This is a genomic window from Sandaracinus amylolyticus (assembly GCF_000737325.1).
Taxonomy (GTDB): domain Bacteria; phylum Myxococcota_A; class Polyangia; order Polyangiales; family Sandaracinaceae; genus Sandaracinus; species Sandaracinus amylolyticus.
In genome coordinates this window covers 225,306-242,930 of the sequence record NZ_CP011125.1, presented here as the reverse complement: position 1 = coordinate 242,930, position 17,625 = coordinate 225,306, and the positions used below count along the sequence as shown (strand labels likewise).

Genomic DNA, 17,625 nt, shown 5'->3' with positions numbered 1-17,625 from the left:
GGACCAGAGCGCTACACGCGCGAGCGACGCGCGCGAGCGTGCCCGGCGCGGCCCGATCGCGCCCCGACGCGCGCTCGACGCGTGGTGGCGCGCACGATCGGCGCGCGCATCCGCCGCGCGCCCCGCGCCCACGACGCGACCCAGCGCGCCGCGTTCGCGAACCCGAGCTTCGCGTACGTGAGCGGGTGCGCGATCGCGGGGTCCTGCTCCGCCTCGACCACCCACCATCCGCGATAACGGCGGCGCGCGAGGCCCGCGATCGCCGGCTCGAGCGCGAGCGCGCCGTCGCCCGGCACCGTGAACACGCCGGCGCACACCGCGTCGAGGAAGGGCTCGTCGCGCTCGATCGCGCGCGCGAGCACCTCCTCGCGGACGTCCTTCAGATGCACGTGCGCGACGCGCTCGCCGTGGCGCGCGATGCACGTGCGGATCGCCGCGTCCCCATCGCGCACGCTCGCGGCGGCGTACGCGAAGTGCCCGGTGTCGAGCAGCAGACCGACGTGCTCCGAGGTCTCGCGCATCAGCCGATCGACCTCCTCGGGCGTCTGCACCACGGTGCCGACGTGCGGGTGGTACGCGACGCGGATCCCCTGCGCGCGCACCCGCTCGGCGAGGCGCTCGAGCTCGCGCACGAACATCTGCCAGGTGGCGCCGTCGAGCACCGGCCGCTGCGAGAGCGGTCGCGCTTCGCGATGCACGGCGCCGGTCGTCTCCGCGAGCACCAGCGTGTCGCAGCGCATCGCGCGCAGCAGCTCGAGGTGCGGCCCGAGCAGCGCGAGCTCGCGCTCCGCGCCGCGCTCGACGAGCTGCGCCGAGTACCACCCCGAGATCAGCGAGAGCCGGTGTCGCGCGAGGAGCGGGCGCAGCTCGCGCACCGTGCGTGGGAACCGATGTCCGAGCTCGATGCCCGCGTAGCCCACGGCGCGCGCTTCGGAGAGACAGCGCTCGAGCGGCACGTCGGCGCCGAGCTCGGGTTTGTCGTCGTTGATCCAGATGAGGGGATTGACGCCGATCCGCACAGCTGGACCTCACCTTCGAATGGGATCCTCCGCGAGCTCAACGACGACGCAGTGCGTCCTCGTAGGCGTGCCGCGCGGCGCGCACGGTGTCGCGCTCCGACACCTCGGGGATCGCGACGTCCCACCACGCACCGCCGATGCCCGAGCTCGCGTCGGGATCGGTCTCGATGACGACCACGTAGGTCCGCGATGCGACGCGCGCACGCGCGAGCGCGCCGCGCAGCGCGTCGAGGTCCGCGACCTTCTCGGCGCGCGCGCCGAGCGAGGATGCGTGCGCGACGAAGTCGACGACGCGCGCGTGCTCGCCGAGCAGGTTCGAGAACGGCGCGCCGCCGCAGGCGCGCTGCAGCCGGTGGATGCACCCGAAGCCACCGTTGTCGAGCACGACGATCACGAGCTTGCGATCGAGCGCGACCGACTCCGCGATCGCGGTGTTGAGCATCAGATAGCTGCCGTCGCCGACCATCACGACGACCTGCGCGTCGGGGCGCGCCAGCTTCACGCCGAGCCCGCCCGCGATCTCGTAGCCCATGCACGAGAACCCGTACTCGACGTGGTAGTCGCCGGGCGCGCGCGAGCGCCAGAGGCGGTGCAGCTCACCGGGAAGACCGCCCGCGGCGCACACCACGACGTCGCCGGCGCGCGCCTGCTCGTTCACCACCGCGATCACCTGCGCGTCGATCGGCAGCCCACCGCTGCGAGGCGATTGCGCGCGCTCGACCTCGGCGTGCCAGCGGTCGATCAGCGAGCGCGCGCGCTCGGTCCACGCGCTCGCAGCGCGCCACGATCCCAGCGCGCCATCGAGCTGCGCCAGGCCGAGCTTCGCGTCGCCGACCAGCGGCACCCCGCCGTGCTTGCGCGCGTCGAACGCGCTCGCGTTCAGGTGCACGAGGCGCGCGCGCGGGAACAGCGTGCGCGACGCGGTCGTGAAGTCGGAGAGGCGCGTGCCGATCGCGAGCACCACGTCGGCCTCGGCGGCGAGCGTGTTCGCCGCCGCGCTGCCGGTCACGCCGATCGCGCCGGCGCTCGAGGGATCGTTCCACGCGAGCGCGCCCTTGCCCGCCTGGGTCTCCGCGACCGGCACGCCGTGGTGCGACGCGAACGCCGCGAGCTCCGCGGTCGCCTCGCCGTAGTGCACGCCGCCGCCCGCGACGATCAACGGGCGCTCGCTCGACGCGAGGATCTCGATCGCGCGCGCGAGCTCGCTCGGATCGGGCGACGCGCGTCGCGGCGCGTGCACCCGCCGCTCGAAGAACGCGACCGGATAGTCGTGCGCCATCGTCTGCACGTCTTGCGGCAGGCAGAGCGTCGCGGGGCCACAGCGCGCGGGATCGGTGAGCACCTCGAGCGCGGCGGGCAGCGCGACGAGGAGCTGCTCGGGCCGCGTGATCCGATCGAAGTAGCGCGACACCGGGCGCAAGCAGTCGTTCACGGTGATGCTCGGGTCGCGCTCGTCCTCGAGCTGCTGCAGCACCGGATCCGGCGCGCGGCTCGCGAACACGTCGCCCGGCAGGAGCAGCAGCGGCAGCCGATCGACGTGCGCGGTCGCCGCCGCGGTCACGAGGTTCGTCGCGCCCGGGCCGATCGACGTCGTGCACGCCATCATCCGCCGCCGGCGCGACGCCTTCGCGAACGCGATCGCGGTGTGCGCCATCGACTGCTCGTTGTGCGAGCGGAACGTCGGCAGCGCGTCCTCGCTCGCCGCGAGCGCCTCGCCGATGCCCGCGACGTTGCCGTGCCCGAAGATCGCGAAGACGCCCGCGAACATCGGCATCTCCGTGCCCGCGATCACGACGCGCTGCGCCGCGAGCCAGCGCACCAGCGCCTGCGCCATCGTCAGCCGCACCGTCTGCATGCGCGCCTCCTTCGTCAGGTCGTGGGCAGCATCACGTCGCGCACGTACGCGACCAGCCGATCGAGCGCGCCGAGGAACTGGCGCAGCGTCTTGATGCTCGCGCCGAACGACTCGAATTCGCCGGGGTGCATCCCGTCGGGCTCGTACGCGCGCACGAAGTCGGGCAGCTGCCGCGCGAGCTCCTCGACGATCGCGGGATCGACTTGGTCGTCGATCCGCGATCGCACCTCGACGCCCGAGTCGTCGAACGCGTCCTGCCACTCGGGCGGGATCGTGATCACCAGCTCGCCGCCGATGAACTCCGACCAGTGGTGATGGCTGCGCATCGCGGCCACGAGCAGCGTCGCGCGGTGGCCCCGCTCGCGGAACAGACGGTACGCGCGGCGCACGATCGCCGTCGACGCGTGCCGCACGAGGTCCACGTCGAGCTCGATCTCGGGCGTCTTCCCCGCGCCGCGCTTCGTGACGAGATCGCGCAGGTGATCGTCGATGCGCCCCGCCATGATCGTGATCCACGGCGTGATCAGCTCGTGATCGACCCGCGGATCGAGCCGCGCGAGGCCGCGATCCACCGCGGATGCGGCGGCGAGCGCTTGCGCCACCGAGAACGAGACCGTCGCGTTGATCACCACGCCGCGCGCGGTCAGCTCCTCCATCGCGACGAGCCCCGCCGCGGTCGTCGGCAGCTTCACCGCGACGTTCGGCGCGATCTGCGCGAGCTGCATCGCCTGCCCGATCATGCGCGACGCATCGCGGTACACCCGCGGGCTCGCCTGCACGCAGAGCCGGCCGCGCGTCCCGCCGTGGCGCTCGAACGTGGGCCACAAGAGCATCGCGCCCTCGCTCGCCGCGAGCGCGACGAGCCGCCACGCGATCGACTCCTCGTCGTCGCTCGGATGATCGCGCACCAGCGCGCGCGTGATCTCGTCCCAGCGCGGCCGATCGGCCTCGATCGCCTGCATCACGATCACCGGGTTCGTGGTCGCGCCGGTCGCGCCGCGCGCGATGGCGCGCTCGAGCGCGCGTGGCTCGCACGAGTCCACCCAGAGCTCGGTCGGGGTCTCGCGCGTCATCTGGCGCAAGAGCGACGAGCGCATCGAGATCGCGTTCATTCGACGCCCTCCGGCCACCAGGTGCGCGCACCGGGCTCCATCACCCACGCGTGCTCGGCGTCGAACGTCGGACGGATGTACGGCGCGCCCGGCAAGTGCCGGATCACCCACGCGTAGTACATGCCGTAGCCCGGCGCCGCGACCTGCGCGTGCACGTGGCCCGCGGGGATCTTCACGGTGTCGTAGCCGCGCACCTTCACCACCGCGTCGCCGAGCTCGGCGTGCCCGTAGCCCTGCGGGTGCGTGAACCGATAGTGGTAGATCTCGGGCTGCGCGTGGTGGTGCGGCGGATAGCTCGACCACCGCCCCGGCAGCGTGATCACCTCGCCGAGCACGAGCTCCGCGGCCTCGTCGGCGTTGTCGCGATCGAAGACCGTGCGCACCACGCGATGACACGCGCCGCGCACCTGGCCCCAGCCGCGATGCTCCTCGCGCACGTCGTCGGGCGCGTAGAGCGACGCCGCGAAGCGGCGCGTGCTCGCGGTCTCGTAGCGCGTGAGCTCGACCGCGCGCTGCGCCTCGAAGGTCACCTCCGCGCCCGCCGCGACGTGCACGCAGCTCGGCGCTTCGTCCCAGAGCGATCGGCGCGACCACCGCGCGCGACGTGGACCGACGTGCACGTCGACCTCGCCGTCCATCAGCAGCCACGCGGTCTCGTGCGTGGTCACCGTGGAGAGCCGCTCGCCCGGCGCGAGCTTGACGACGGCGAGCCCGATGCCGGTGCCGTCCGCGTCGTCGACCTTCACGATCTCGGTCGTTCCGAGAGAGAGCCCGGCGCGGTGCTCGGTGAGGTGCAGAGCCACGCACCGACATCTCGCCCCGACACGCCTCGCCTCAAGTGCGCGCTGCGTTGCACGGCGAAGATCCGCGTGCGAGCGTCGCGCGCCTCATGCGACGTCTGCACACGATCACCTTCGCTTGTCTCCTCGCTGCCTGCGGAGGCGCCGCGACATCCACGCGCGCCGAGCCCGCAGGGACGGGGCCGACTTATCCCATCCGCTTCGACCGTCCGCTCGCGGCCGGCGCGTCGTGGGTCGAGCACGTCGAGCTGCGCAGCTCGCAGCGCGAGTCGACGCGCATCGGCGCGCAGAACGTCGCGGACGATCGCACTTCGCTCGCGATCGATCTCGACGCGCGCTTCACCGCGCACGAGGTCGACGCGCGCGGTCGTCCGACCCGTCTCGCCGTCACGGTGCAGCGCTTCGTGGTCGACGCCGGCCAGGGCCCCGTCACGCCGGCGATCCCCGGCGAGCTGATCGTCACGCGCAGCGGCGACGGCGCGATCACGTCGGCCGCAGGCGCGCTCGATCCGCAGACGATCGAGTGGCTGGGCGAGGTGCTCACGATCTCCGAGCCGCACGGCACCGGCGACGATCCGGTGTTCGGCACGAGCGAGCCGCAGCACGTCGGCGCGACGTGGGGCATCGACACCGCGCTCGCCGCGAGCGGCCTCGCCGCGATCGGCGTCGTCGTGCGCCACGATCACCTCGGCGGGCAGACGCGCCTCGTCGAGCGCGCGCAGGTGCGCGGCGTCGATTGCCTGGTGCTGCGCGCCGAGCTCTCGGCGCGGCAGCTCGAGATGCCGGGCCTGCCGCCGGGCGCGCGCGTCGAGCGTGCCGACATGCGCGCTGCGGTGGAGACGGCGCTCCCGCTCGACCTCGAGCGCCCCTCGCAGCGCCAGCGCACCGAGCTCCGCATGCGCATCGAGCTCTCCGTGCCCACCGAGGCGGGCACGGCGACGGTGCGGCTCGACGGCGAGCAGCTGGAGACGCGCGAGCGCATCGACGGATGAGCGTCGACCGGCACGCGCTCTACGAGCGCGCGGTGCAGAGCCCGGAGCGCGACGTCGACGTGCTCTCGGCGCTCTTCCGCGCGCGAGCGGGGCGCGACGCGCTCACGCTGCGCGAGGACTTCGCGGGCACGGCGCGGCTCGCGATCGCGTGGGTCGGATCGGACGACGAGCGCGAGGCGGTCGCGATCGATCTCGATCGCGGCGCGCTGGCGCGGGCGCGGCGCATCGCGCGCGAGGTGCTCGACGAGGACGAGCGCGAGCGCCTCGCGCTGGTGCGCGGGGACGTGCGCGCGCCCAGCGATCGCACGTTCGATCTGGTGATCGCGCCGAACTTCTCGTGGGCGATCTTCCACGCCGCCGACGACCTCGCGCGCTACTTCGACGCCGCGCGCGGCGCGCTCGAGGACGACGGGATGCTCGCGCTCGAGCTCTTCGGCGGCGCCGATCTGCGCCGGCCGCTCACGCATCGTCATCGCCACGAGGGCTTCACGTACGTCTGGGAGCACCGCGGGTACGACGCCGCGCGCGAGGTGCTGGACGCGCGCATCCACTTCGAGCTCGACGACGGAACGGTGATGGAAGATGCCTTCTCCTATTCGTTTCGTTTGTGGCCCCTCGCGACGCTCCGCGCGCTCCTCGCGGCGGCGGGCTTCGAGCGCGTCGCGCTGGTGATCGAGGACGCGAAGGGCGCGCTGCGCACGAGCGCGCGCGAGCCCGCGCGCGCGTCGTGGAACGGATATCTCGTCGCGCGCCCGCGGCGATAGCGCACAATCCGCGCGCATGCGCCGTCTGCTCCTCTCGCTCCCGATCCTCCTCTCGCTCGGCTGCGAGCCCGAGCCAGCACCGCCGATGCCCGGCGACGTCACGCTCACGCGCGCGTGGCAGAGCGAGACGTTCGCCGGATGCGTGCTCGCCTCGCCGCTCGAGCACGACGGGCACGTGATCGTGAGCACCGGCGATGGGCGCGTCGTCGCGCTCGATCCCGACGACGGAACGATCGTGTGGGAGCTCGTCCTGCCCGAGCCCGAGGGGACGCTCGCGCACGTGATCGCGACGCCGGTGATCGTCGGCGATCGGCTCGTGCTCACCTGGCAGGTCGTCGACGCCACGGCGCGCGATCCCGCGGCCGGTCCGCGCAGCGCGCACCACGTCGCCGTCGTCGACCTCGTCCGCGGCGAGCTCGATCCCGCGTTCCCGATCGTGACGCTCGCGGCGTCGCGGCCGTCCGCCGACGGCTCGGGCGAGGTCGTCTTCCGCGCGAGCAACGCGCTCTCGCGCTCGCGCCTCGTGCACGCGACGACGGCCGATCACGAGCTCGGCCTCGTCTACGTCTCGTTCGGCAACGCGCGCGACATCCAGCCCTGGCACGGGTGGATCTTCGAGCTCGATCTCGACGCGTGGCGCGCGCGCGGCGCGGAGAGCGCGATCGCGTCCGTGCTGCTGACGAGCCCGAGCAACGAGTGCGGCATCGACGGCGAGAGCGGATCCGACGACATGATCTGCGGCGCCGGCGTGTGGTCGCCCGCAGGCCCGCTGCTGGTGCCCGACGACGAGCACGGCTTCGCGCTGATCGTGCCGACCGGCAACGGCGCGCTCGATCTCGCGACGCGCTCGTACGCGCACACCCTCATGCGGGTGCGCGGCCCCGGGCTCTCGTTCGATCCGCGCTGCGACGCGAGCGCGTGCGCGGAGTTCGACGTGCTCGATCCCGCGCCCGCGTGCATCGCGTCGTGCGAGGACCTCTTCGTCCCGCGCCTCTCGCCCGAGGATCCGCCGTTCGACGCGCCGGGGTGCGAGGAGCTGACGTTCTTCGAGTGCTACGCCGCGCTCGACTGGGACCTCGGCGCGAACACACCGGCGCGCGTGGAGCTCGCGTCGGGGCGCGTCGTGTACGTGCTGCCCGCGAAGGACGGCGGCGTGTACCTGCTCGACGACGAGCACCTCGGAACGCTCCACGATCGCGTGCAGGTCGTCGCAGCGTGCGGCGCGGGAGGCGTGCCCTGCGAGGCGAATTGGGCGGGCACGATGGTCACGCAGCCGCTGATCGCCGACGTCGACGGGACGCCGCTCGCGATCATCGCGACGTTCATGCCCGACGCGGTGCATCCCGCGGGGCTCGTCGCGCTGCGCGTGATCGAGGACGAAGGCGGCGCGCACCTCGAGCCCGCGTGGACGTGGCCGAGCTTCGACGGCCAGGAGGCACGCGAGCGCTTCCGACGACATCCCTCGGGGCTGCGCCTCGTGACGATCGAAGGCGAAGATCACGTCGCGATCGTCGAGCAGGGAAGGCTCGGCAGCGAGCCCGGCGTGCTGCACCTCGTCCGAGCGCGCGACGGCGCGCACGCCGAGCGCGTCGCGCTCGACGGACCGGGACAGCGCTACGCGGTGCCGCTCGCGCTCGGGACGCGACTGATCGTGCCGAGCTGCGATCAGGGCAACGCGGGCCCCGGCCACGTCGAGGCGTGGGACGCCGTCGTCGTGCGATGAGCCGACGAGCGGCGGACCGCCGCGAAACACCGAGTCAGTTGTCGTCCGCGCCCTCGTCGATCCACGCAGCGACGAGCGCTTGCTCCTCCTCCGAGAGCGGCGGGCCGACGAGCGGCATGCGCGAGCCGCAGTCCGGCGGGGACTCCGAGATCTTGATGTAGAGCAGGCTCTCCTCGGAGTTACCGGGCACCACGCGGGTGAGCCCGCTGTCGCCGCATGCCGGTCCCATCGCCTCGACGTCGACGAGGTTCGCGTAGGCGAGATCGCGGGTGCTCATGTCGAGCGACGTCGTCGCGGCGCCCTGGTGGCACGCCGCGGTGGTCGCGCAGCGATCGTCGATCACGGCCTCGTAGATCGCGGTGAACGACGCAGCCTCGCCCGCGTCGTCGTCGTCGCCCGCGTCGTCGTCGTCGCCCGCGTCGTCGTCGTCTCCCGCGTCGCCACCGCCGCCGTCCATCCCGCCGCCGGCATCGGCGCCACCGCCCGCGTCCATCGTCCCGCCGCCGGAGTCGGCGCGCATTCCCGAATCGCGATCACCATCGTCGCCGTCGTCGTCACCGCAGCCCACCAGGAGCGCGCCGAGCAGCGCCAGCGCGAGCGTGACCGTCCTCGTCATCTCCATCGAAGTCCCCCCCTCGTCTCGCTCACCGAGACGACCGGGCGGACTCCTAGACACCCGGAGCATCACGCGAAGCGCCGCGCGGTGAGCCGCGATCGCGGCCCTCCTCCCGTGCGAGCGTCCGGAACCGGCTCTCGATCACCGCATCCGCGCGCTCGATCTGCGCGCGCGCCGCGAGCCTGCGATAGCCGATCGCGCCTGCGATCACGCCCGCTCCGAGGACGAGCCAGCCGATCCACAGCAGCGATCCGCGCCGCTCCTCGGCGCGCACCAGCTCACCGCGCACGTCGTCCCACGAGAGCGCGCGGACGTACGTCGGCACGCCGCGCCCGCGCGAGCCGCACCACGCGTCGAGGTGCGCCCGCGTCGGGTCGTCGATGCCGGTCGAGCTGTGGTGCCCGACGTGGCGCTCGATCGGTCCGTCGAGCGCCGGCGCGAACGAGACACGATCTCCGTCGCGCGCCGCGATCACGATGCGCTGCGCCGAGGTGACGAGCGGCGGGCGCAGCACCAGCACGTCGTCGCGAGCGTCGATCGATTGCCGCGTGATCAGCACGACCTCGCGCGCGCCGGGCGTGGCCTCGATGCGATCGCGCTCGGGCGAGAGCGCGCCGCCCTCGATCGACACCACGCTCACGTCGGGCGGCAGCGGGCCCACCAGCGACGCACTGCCCACCATCGTGGTGCGCCAGGTGATCGCGTCGCCGTCCACGTCGCCGCGGTGGCAGATCTGCGCGCTGGCGGGGCTCGCGCAGAAGATGGCACTCAGTGCCAGAATTCCGAGCGGCGCCTCACGGCTGGACGAGCGCATCGTCGATGCCTCCGCGGAAGGGCGTGCTCTCGGGGAGGATCGGCGCGAAGAGCGCGACGACCTGCCAGAGCGTCGCGACGAACGCGAGCATCAGCACGACACCGGGCACGACGGGGCGCCAGTCCGAGCCCTCTTCGCGCTCGCCCTCGCGCAGCCGCGCGCGCACGACGCGCACGAACGTCGCGCACCCGACGAGCAGCCCGAGCAGCACCGTGCCCATCGCGAAGAGCGGTCCCGCGGCGGTGCTCGACAGGTAGTAGAGCGCGACGAGCGGCGCGAGCACGAGCAGCACCGCGCACCCGAGGAACACGCTGAGCGCGTAGCCGTGGAGCAGCTCGCGCGCCTTCTGGCGCACGCCGACGATCTTCCACGCGAGCATCCCGACCGGCACCGCGCCGATCGCGGCGAGCACCAGCATCAGCGGCAGCTTGTACGCGTTGTGCGCGGCGAGCGCGGGCACGCTGCTGCCCGCGGCGACGCCCCAGATCGCCGCCATCGCGAGCGACGTCGCGATCGCGAGGATGCCGAGCTGCGCGCGACGCGCGGGGGTCTGGTCCTCCTCCGCGAGCACGCCGCCGGTCGAGAGATGGAAGAGGTGGATCAGCGGCTTCATCGATCGAGGCTCCTTCCTTCGGTGGTGCGCACGCGGACGTCGGCGACGATCGCGCGATGATCGGAGAGACCGGGCGGCATCACGTGGTGCAGCGCGATCTCGAGCTCGGGCGACGCGAGCACCCAGTCGAGGCGCAGTCGCAGCCCGAGATCGGTGTAGGTCGGCGTCTCGTGATCGCGCGTGTGCAGCCCGAGGTGATCGGCGAGCTCGCGCGCGCTGCCGTCGAAGTCGTCGTTGAGGTCGCCGAGCACGACGAGCGGGCGCGCGCCGCGGCGGGCACGCTCCTCACGGATCGCGTCCACGAACGCAGCGATCTGTCGGGAGCGCACGTGTCGCGAGAGCGCGTGGAGGTGGATCGACGCGACGTCGATCTCGTGGCCGCGCGAGGTGCGGGCGCGCGCGAGCACGAAGCCCTTCGCGTCGGCGCGCCGCGCGGTGAAGCGCTCTTCGCGCAGCACGGCGAGCGGAGCCCGCCCGGCGAGCGTCGCGCCGTGCGACGACGGCGTGATCACGACGGGGAGCCCGGCGCGCCGCGCGATCTCGCGGGTGCGCTCGAAGCGCCGATCGCCGTCGGCCTCCTGCAGCGCGAGCACGTCGACGTGGGCGGCGCGCGCCGCGTGCGCGATCCGCGCGAGGCGCCGCAGCACGAACGTTCGCGGGAAGAGCGCGGAGGGCAGTGAGATGCGGGTGCCGTGCACGATGTTGAGCGTCATCGCGCGCAGCACGTCGGGCGCCGGTGGAGCGAGCTCGGTGGACGTCGTCATCGCCGCACAAGCTGGCGGAGCGATGCGGACACGCGACGGAGCGCGATGTGAAACGGGTGTGAATCAGCGCGCGGGCAGGCGCAGCGCGAAGGTGGTGCCTTCGCCCGATCGCGAGCGCACGTCGACGGTGCCGCCGTGGGCCTCGACCGTCGCGCGCACGATCGCGAGCCCGAGCCCGGTGCCGCGTCCGTCCTGGCGCGCGGTGTAGAACCGATCGAACACGCGCGGCAGGTCGTCGGCGGCGATGCCCGGGCCGTCGTCGTGGACCTCGAGGACGAGCGTCGCGTCCTCGCGCACGACTCGCACCCGCACCTCGGCGCGCGCGAACGCGATCGCGTTGTCGATGACGTTGCGCAGCGCGGACTCGAGGCGCGCCGGGACTCCGTCGACCTCGTGGACGCCCTCGGCGTCGATCACGAGGCGTCGATCGTCGGGCACCGTCGTGGTGCTCGCGACGCCGTGCGCGAGCGCGACGAGATCGACACGCTCGCGCGCGTCGCGCGGCAGGCCGGCCTCGGCGCGCGCGAGCTCGAGGAACTGTCCGATCAGCCGATCGAGGCGCGCCGCGCTCGCGGTGATCGAGCGCGACAGACGCGCGCGCCGCTCGGGATCGGCGCTCGACGCGGCCTCGAGCGACTCCGCCGCCGCGGCGATCGCGGCGACCGGGTTCTTCATCTCGTGGGCGAGATCGGCGAGGAACGCCTCGTTCTGCGCGTCGGCGCGGGCGAGCGTGTCGCGCAGCCGATTGAACGCGGCCGCGACCTCCGCGAGCTCGCGCGGGCGCTCCTCGTCGAGGCGCCCGTCGCGCGACGCCGCGAGCGACTCCACGTCGCGTGCGAGGTCGCGCACCGTGCCGGTCACCCGCCGCAACAGCCACGCGACCAGCGCGAACGCGAGCACTGCGCCGAACGCGAGCATGCCCGCGAGCTCGCGGCGCTGCGCGTAGCGCGACACCCGCGCGCTGCGCGAGCTGCCGATCACGTGCACCACCGCGCGCGCGCCGTCCGACGTGCGCGTCGCGCGCAGCGCGCCGCTGCAGATGCGCAGGTTCGCGTCGGCGCGCAGCGTGCACACCATTCCGTCGCCCGCCTCGCGCGCGCTGCGCGTCTCGGCACGCTCGGGCAGCGGAGCCCACGTGCGCTCGAGCGTGCGCAGCGCGTCGCTGCGCTCCGGCCCGTAGAAGACGTCTCCCACCAGATCGTCGAAGCTCGTCGACACGAGATGGTCCGCGACGTCGTGCACCGCGTCGCCCTCGACCACGCGCACCCGCAGGTGATGGCGACGGCACGACGACTCCGCGGCCTCGGCGAGCGACGCTCCGTCGCGCCAGGCATGCGCGACCACGCGCGCGCACGCCTCGACGCGCTGCTCGGTGCTCCGCGCGAGCGCGCCCTCGATCGACGCGCTCGCGACCACGAACCCCAGCGGCGCGAGGAAAAGCAGCACGCCCGCGGTGAGCACGCGCTCGCTCAGCGAGCGGCGCCCGCGCGCGCCGGTCACGCGCGCCATCGGTAGCCGGCGCCGGTCACGGTCTCGATGCGATCGAACGCGGGCTCGATGGCCTCCAGCTTGCGGCGCATCCGCCGCACGTAGGTGTCGATCAGCCGATCGTCGACCACGGAGTCGTCGCCGCGCACGTGCTCGAGCAGCCGCGCGCGCGACAGCACGATCCCGGGCCGCTCGACCATCGCCTCGATCAGGCGCAGCTCGCTGAGCGTCGTGGTGACGAGCGTCCCGCGATAGCGCAGCTCGAGGCGCTCGCGATCGAGCGAGACGTGCCCCGCCACGAGCACCGCGCCCGGCTCGCTCTCCGCGCGACGCTGCTCGCGCCGCAGGAGCGCGGCGATGCGCGCGAGCAGGACGCGCACGCGCATCGGCTTCGTCATGTAGTCGTCGGCGCCGAGCTCGAGCCCGAGCGCCTCGTCGATCTCGGAGTCGCGCGACGTGAGCAGCAGGATCGGCGTGGTGACCCCGCGATCGCGCCACCGCTTCACCAGCGTGAACCCGTCGATCCCCGGCAGGTTCACGTCGCACACCACGAGCTCGGCGTTCCCCTCGGCGAGCCGGCGATCGGCCTCGCGCCCGTCGCGCGCGGTGTCGATCGCGTGGCCCGCGTCGGAGAGCGCCATCGCGAGCACGTCGAGCAGCTCGCGATCGTCGTCGACGAGGAGGATGCGCGCCATCGGCGCGAGACGTTATCGCGGGGCGCGACGGAGCTCCATCCGCCGCATCTCGCACTCGACGATCAGGCCCTCGTCGTCCTCGGCGATCGCGCGGAGGCGCGCCGCGATGTCCGCGACCTCGCGCGCCTCGCACGCGCCACGCGCGATCTCCGCCTCGCCCCACGTCGCGAGGTTGAGCGCGTGCAGCATCGCCATGCGCGACGCGGGCAGCGCGATCGTCGCGGTCTCGGAGCGCACCGTCGTCCACCGCGTCGCGCCCGCGGCCGCGTCGAGCAGTCGCCCGACCTGCAGCGACTGGCGATGGTGCGCCTGCATCGCCGCGACGATCTCGTAGTAGCGGCGCAGCATCGGATCGGTCGCGCGCAGCTCCTCGACCTCTTCGACGAGCAGCGCGCCGCCGTCGCGCGCGGCGTCGTACCAGACGTCGAGCGCGGCGCGCGGATCGCCGAGGTGCGTGAGGAGGAAGCGGCAGTAGAGGAGGTCGGCATCGCGCTCCGGCAGCGCCGTCGTCACGTCGTGCACCTCGAAGCGCGCGGGCTCGGGCATCGCCTCGCGCGCGGCGCGCACGTAGCGCGGCGACGCGTCGAGCCCCAGCAGCGACGCGGGCGCCAGCACGTCGCCGAGCATCCGCGTGGTGTGCCCGGGGCCGCACCCGAGATCGATCACGCGCGCGTCGCGCAGATCGCCGGCGCGCGCCGTGATCCACGCGCGCGAGCTCGGCTCGTACACCGCGGCGAGCAGGCGCAGTCGGTGCGCGGCGACGTCGGTGTCGCCGAAGGTGTAGCGGTCTCTCGTTGCGTTCTGGCTCATGTCGTCGGCCCTCGAGCCGGGCTGCGACACGTGTCGATCACGCGAGGCCGCCCGCCGAGGGCGCCTCCTTGTCACGTGGGGTGTCTGCGTGATCGGGCGCCCGCTCAGCTCGAGCGCCACCACGCGCGCGTCGCGCACGTGTCGGTCTCGATCGCCGAGCGGTCGCTCTGCATGACGTCGCGAGCCTGTGAGCGTCTCGCGGGTCCGTCAACTCGCGCGCGTCACCCCGAGCGCGCCCACTGCGCGGCGTCGTGGTCCTCGAGCCTCCGCTCGGCCTCGCGGTAGAGCCGCACGTACGACGCGGCGTCGTCGGGCGCGCCGATCGCGCGCGCATGCGGCAGCATCCACGTGATCGCGTCGCTCATGCGCGCGAACTGCGCCATCGACGCGCGCGGCCGCGCGAGCGCCCACACCGTCCGGACGAGCGCGCGCGTGGCGACCGCGAGCATTCCGTCGAACTCGACGACGACGGCGTTCGCGACGAGCACGCGATCGACCGCGCGCAGCGTCTCCGCGAGCTCGCGCGCGTTCGCGTCGAACCCGGGCTCGATCGGATGTCCGCGCGAGAGCCGGAGCACGCTCAGCAACACGCAGCCGCGAGGATGCGCGCTCGCGGCGCGCTCGATCGCACGGCCCGCTTCGACGAGGCGCGCGCGGCGCAGCGGCGAGCGGCGGATCGAGACCAGCGCACTGCCGAGCTGGACCAGAGATCCCTCGGACCGATCGACCAGCACGACGGGCTGCGCGAGATCCGGCGAGGAGCTGCGTTCGTTCGAGGGCACGGGTCTGCGCCGATGTTCGGCGGAGCCGTGCGTTCCGTCCACCCCCGGCTCGCCCGGGCGGACAATTCCACGTCCTTCTTCGGTAGACTCGCCTCGCCGAGCGCAGAGGAGTCGATGCGAGCACGGAGGCCGTTCGTTCCATCGGGGTGGTCGTGGATGTGCGCGTGGACGCTCTTCGTCGTCCTCGCGATCACCGGGCCAGGATGTGGTGGTGAGGGCCCGCGCGGCGGGAGCGACGACGCGTCGGTCCCGCTGGTCGCGACGGGCGTCGAGACGGTCGCGCCGGAGCGCGTGATCGCGGGGCAGATGCTCGCGATCACGTGCGTGCTGGTCGACGCGGCGGGCGAGACGTTCTCGCTGCCCGAAGGCACCACGGCCGGCCTGCGGTTCGTGCCCGAGGGCTCCGTCGCGCGGCAGGACGACGGCTCGTGGATCGCGACGCGCGCCGGCGCGCTCGAGGTCGCGTGCAGCGTGCCCTCGCTCGGCGTGATCGACGACGTGCCCGCGATCGTCGAGGTCGTGCCGGGCGCGCCCGCGAGCACCGTCGCGCGCGTCACGCCCGACTCGATCACCGCGGGCGAGTCCTTCGAGACGCGCTGCGACGTCTTCGATGCGTACGGGAACCTCGTGGTCGACGCGACGCCCACGCTGCGCGCCGATCCCGCGAGCGAGGCGAACACGTTCGAGGGCACGACCGGCACCTTCCAGCGCGCCGGCCGCTTCGACGTGCACTGCGATCTCGACGGCGCGACGAGCCGCGGCGCGGAGCTCGAGGTCGTGCCCGCGCTGCCCGCGTCGCTGCTGATCTCGCGGGTGCCCGAGCAGCCCGTGTACGCGATCGGCCAGGTGATCGCGATCGAGCGGCTCGTCGCCGATCGCTTCGGCAACACGATCACCGACGCGCGCGTGCCGACGGTCAGCGCGCCCGAGGGACAGACGCTCGGCGACGCGCGCTTCCGCTACCTCGCCGACGGCCGCTACACCGTGACCGCGACCGTCGAGCCGCCGACCCAGGACGACGCGCCGCTCACCGCGACGACGGAGATCGTCGTCGACGGCAACGGCCCCGCGATCGGCTGCGACGCGCCGCTCGACGGCGCGATCCTCGACATCGCGCCGGGCTCGCCGATCACGTTCCGCGGATCGGTCAGCGATCTCACCGGCGTGACCGAGCTGCGCGTCGGCGGCACCGTCGTGCCGGTCGAGGCCGACGGCACGTTCACGACCGAGATCACGACGCGCTACGGCATCAACTTCGTCGACGTCGCCGCGGTCGACGGCAACGCGCGCGAGGCGAGCCGCACCTGCGCGTTCCTCGTCGCGAACGCGTGGGCGCCCGACACCGACACGCTGTCGGACACGATCGCGCTGCGCCTGGCGCAGGAGGCGTTCGACGACGGCTCGCGCAGCGACGGGCTCGACTCGCTCGCCGACATCCTGCACACGGTGCTCAACAGCCAGGGCCTGCGCGACACGCTGCACAGCTCGCTGCTCGCCGCGAACCCGCTCAAGCCGCGCTCGTGCGATCAGCGCATCCTCCGCGTGTGCGTGCTGACCACCGAGGTCACGTACCTCGACAGCGAGATCAACGGGCCGAACACCGCGTCGCTCACGCTCGTCGACGGAGGGCTGCGCGCGAACGTGCACATCGAGAACCTTCGCGCGCGGGTGCGCATCCAGGGCACGCTCGACTCGACGGGGTGGGTCACCTTCCGCTCCGCCGACGTGTCGCTGATCTTCGACACGACGCTCGCGAGCGGGCGCCCGCGCGTCACGGTCCGACCGGGCTCGGTGAATGTCACGATGGGCTCGATCTCGACCGACTTCAGCGGGCTCTCGGGCGCGATCATCGACATCGTCGCGGGCCTGTTCAACGGCACGGTGCGCAACCTGATCTCGGGCGTGCTGCGCGACTGGGTCACCAACAACTTCGACGGGATCCTCGATGGAGTGCTCGGCGGCCTCGACATCTCGTCGCTCGGCACGTCGTTCTCGGTGCCGCGCCTCGACGGCTCCGGCGCGATCCCGCTCTCGTTCGGCGTCGGCTTCTCGAGCCTCGGCAGCGCGCCCGCGCGCATGCTCTTCGGGATCGGAACGCGCTTCAGCGCGCCTGCCGCGCACGCGCGCCCGACGCTCGGCGCGCCGGTGCAGCAGGGCGCGCGCATCCTCGACGCGTCGGGCTCGAGCGCGGCGTCGGTCGCGGTGCACGAGGCCGTGCTCACGCAGGCGCTGCACGCGCTGTGGCGCGGCGGGTTCTTCGACGCGACGCTCGGCGCGGGGACGCTCGGCGGTCTGCCCGAGGGCGTGAGCGCGACGATGTCGACCGCGCTGCCGCCGGTGCTGGTGCTGCGCAGTGACGGTCGCGCGGAGCTGCAGCTCGGCGCGATCACGATGGAGCTGACCTATCCCGAGCTCTTCTCGGAGCCGGTGACGATCACGCTCGGCGCGCGCGCGTCGATGGCCGTCGCGCTCGCGGGCGAGGACCTCGCGTTCTCCGACTTCCGCATCGACGAGCTCTTCTTCAGCACCGAGCTGACGAGCCTCGACGCAGGCACGCGCGACACGATCGAGCGCTTCCTCGGTCGCCTGCTCCAGCGCGTCGTGAGCTCCGCGCTCACCGACGCGCTGCCCGCGATCCCGATCCCGACCTTCACGCTGCCGGCGTCGCTCGGCGTCTACGGTCTCCCCGCGGGCGCGCAGCTCGGCATCACCTCGCCCACCCTCGCAACCCAGCCCCCGCACTTCGTGCTCCGCGGCGGCTTCGCGGTCCGGTGATAT

At 73.3% G+C, this 17,625-nt stretch carries 16 protein-coding genes; 4 read left to right on the top strand and 12 right to left on the bottom strand.

The window, feature by feature from the left end; translation table 11 throughout:
* Nucleotides 1–11: 11 nt before the first annotated feature.
* Genes iolE through DB32_RS00985 form a run of 4 tightly spaced genes read right to left on the bottom strand, consistent with a single transcriptional unit; the run spans nt 12 to nt 4,789 of the window.
* Nucleotides 12–1,019 carry a myo-inosose-2 dehydratase gene (gene iolE, locus DB32_RS01000; RefSeq protein WP_075097421.1) on the bottom strand — a complete coding sequence of 336 codons (1,008 nt, stop codon included), beginning with the start codon at nt 1,017–1,019 and terminating at the stop codon, nt 12–14.
* A gap of 37 nt (nt 1,020–1,056) precedes the next feature.
* A complete protein-coding gene (gene iolD / locus DB32_RS00995; RefSeq protein ID WP_053230532.1) occupies nt 1,057–2,874 on the bottom strand; it encodes a 3D-(3,5/4)-trihydroxycyclohexane-1,2-dione acylhydrolase (decyclizing) in 1,818 nt (605 codons plus the stop codon).
* A gap of 14 nt (nt 2,875–2,888) precedes the next feature.
* A complete protein-coding gene (locus DB32_RS00990; RefSeq protein WP_053230531.1) occupies nt 2,889–3,986 on the bottom strand; it encodes a transaldolase family protein in 1,098 nt (365 codons plus the stop codon).
* Nucleotides 3,983–4,789: a 5-deoxy-glucuronate isomerase gene (locus DB32_RS00985; RefSeq protein WP_053230530.1), complete on the bottom strand. Its 807-nt coding sequence runs from the start codon at nt 4,787–4,789 to the stop codon at nt 3,983–3,985. Before DB32_RS00985 ends, DB32_RS00990 begins: the two co-directional genes overlap by 4 nt.
* Before the next feature lie 86 nt (nt 4,790–4,875).
* Between DB32_RS00985 and DB32_RS00980 the strand changes: the two genes are divergently transcribed.
* From DB32_RS00980 to DB32_RS00970, 3 genes are read left to right on the top strand one after another with little or no spacing between them, the layout of a single operon-like run.
* Complete coding sequence (locus DB32_RS00980; RefSeq protein WP_157068569.1) at nt 4,876–5,778, top strand: hypothetical protein; 903 nt, start codon at nt 4,876–4,878, stop codon at nt 5,776–5,778.
* Entirely contained in the window at nt 5,775–6,542 is a 768-nt protein-coding gene (locus tag DB32_RS00975; RefSeq protein WP_053230528.1) for a class I SAM-dependent methyltransferase, read from the top strand. Before DB32_RS00980 ends, DB32_RS00975 begins: the two co-directional genes overlap by 4 nt.
* A gap of 16 nt (nt 6,543–6,558) precedes the next feature.
* On the top strand, nt 6,559–8,265 hold the full coding sequence (locus DB32_RS00970) for an outer membrane protein assembly factor BamB family protein (RefSeq protein ID WP_053230527.1): 1,707 nt from the start codon (nt 6,559–6,561) through the stop codon (nt 8,263–8,265).
* Nucleotides 8,266–8,299: 34 nt separating this feature from the next.
* On the opposite strand, the gene DB32_RS00965 is transcribed toward DB32_RS00970, so the two are convergent.
* The 8 genes from DB32_RS00965 to DB32_RS00930 all read right to left on the bottom strand — a co-directional run bounded on the left by DB32_RS00965 (nt 8,300) and on the right by DB32_RS00930 (nt 14,847).
* The gene (locus DB32_RS00965) at nt 8,300–8,887 is read right to left on the bottom strand and encodes a hypothetical protein (RefSeq protein ID WP_157068568.1); all 588 of its coding nucleotides are present in this window, start codon (nt 8,885–8,887) and stop codon (nt 8,300–8,302) included.
* Nucleotides 8,888–8,933: 46 nt separating this feature from the next.
* Complete coding sequence (locus DB32_RS00960; protein WP_157068567.1) at nt 8,934–9,695, bottom strand: hypothetical protein; 762 nt, start codon at nt 9,693–9,695, stop codon at nt 8,934–8,936.
* On the bottom strand, nt 9,676–10,308 hold the full coding sequence (locus DB32_RS00955; RefSeq protein ID WP_053230524.1) for a hypothetical protein: 633 nt from the start codon (nt 10,306–10,308) through the stop codon (nt 9,676–9,678). Before DB32_RS00955 ends, DB32_RS00960 begins: the two co-directional genes overlap by 20 nt.
* A complete protein-coding gene (locus DB32_RS00950) occupies nt 10,305–11,072 on the bottom strand; it encodes an endonuclease/exonuclease/phosphatase family protein (RefSeq protein WP_053230523.1) in 768 nt (255 codons plus the stop codon). The genes DB32_RS00955 and DB32_RS00950 overlap by 4 nt, the downstream gene beginning before the upstream one ends.
* 63 nt (nt 11,073–11,135) lie before the next feature.
* A complete protein-coding gene (locus tag DB32_RS00945) occupies nt 11,136–12,572 on the bottom strand; it encodes a sensor histidine kinase (protein WP_157068566.1) in 1,437 nt (478 codons plus the stop codon).
* Nucleotides 12,569–13,255 (bottom strand): response regulator transcription factor, encoded by a 687-nt coding sequence (locus DB32_RS00940; protein ID WP_053230521.1) that lies wholly within the window; start codon nt 13,253–13,255, stop codon nt 12,569–12,571. The genes DB32_RS00945 and DB32_RS00940 overlap by 4 nt, the downstream gene beginning before the upstream one ends.
* Before the next feature lie 12 nt (nt 13,256–13,267).
* The gene (locus DB32_RS00935) at nt 13,268–14,065 is read right to left on the bottom strand and encodes a class I SAM-dependent methyltransferase (protein ID WP_053230520.1); all 798 of its coding nucleotides are present in this window, start codon (nt 14,063–14,065) and stop codon (nt 13,268–13,270) included.
* A gap of 221 nt (nt 14,066–14,286) precedes the next feature.
* Nucleotides 14,287–14,847 (bottom strand): hypothetical protein, encoded by a 561-nt coding sequence (locus DB32_RS00930; RefSeq protein ID WP_053230519.1) that lies wholly within the window; start codon nt 14,845–14,847, stop codon nt 14,287–14,289.
* 114 nt (nt 14,848–14,961) lie between these two features.
* On the opposite strand from DB32_RS00930, the gene DB32_RS00925 reads away from it, so the two are divergent.
* Nucleotides 14,962–17,622 (top strand): hypothetical protein, encoded by a 2,661-nt coding sequence (locus DB32_RS00925; protein ID WP_157068565.1) that lies wholly within the window; start codon nt 14,962–14,964, stop codon nt 17,620–17,622.
* The last annotated feature ends 3 nt before the right edge of the window (nt 17,623–17,625 follow it).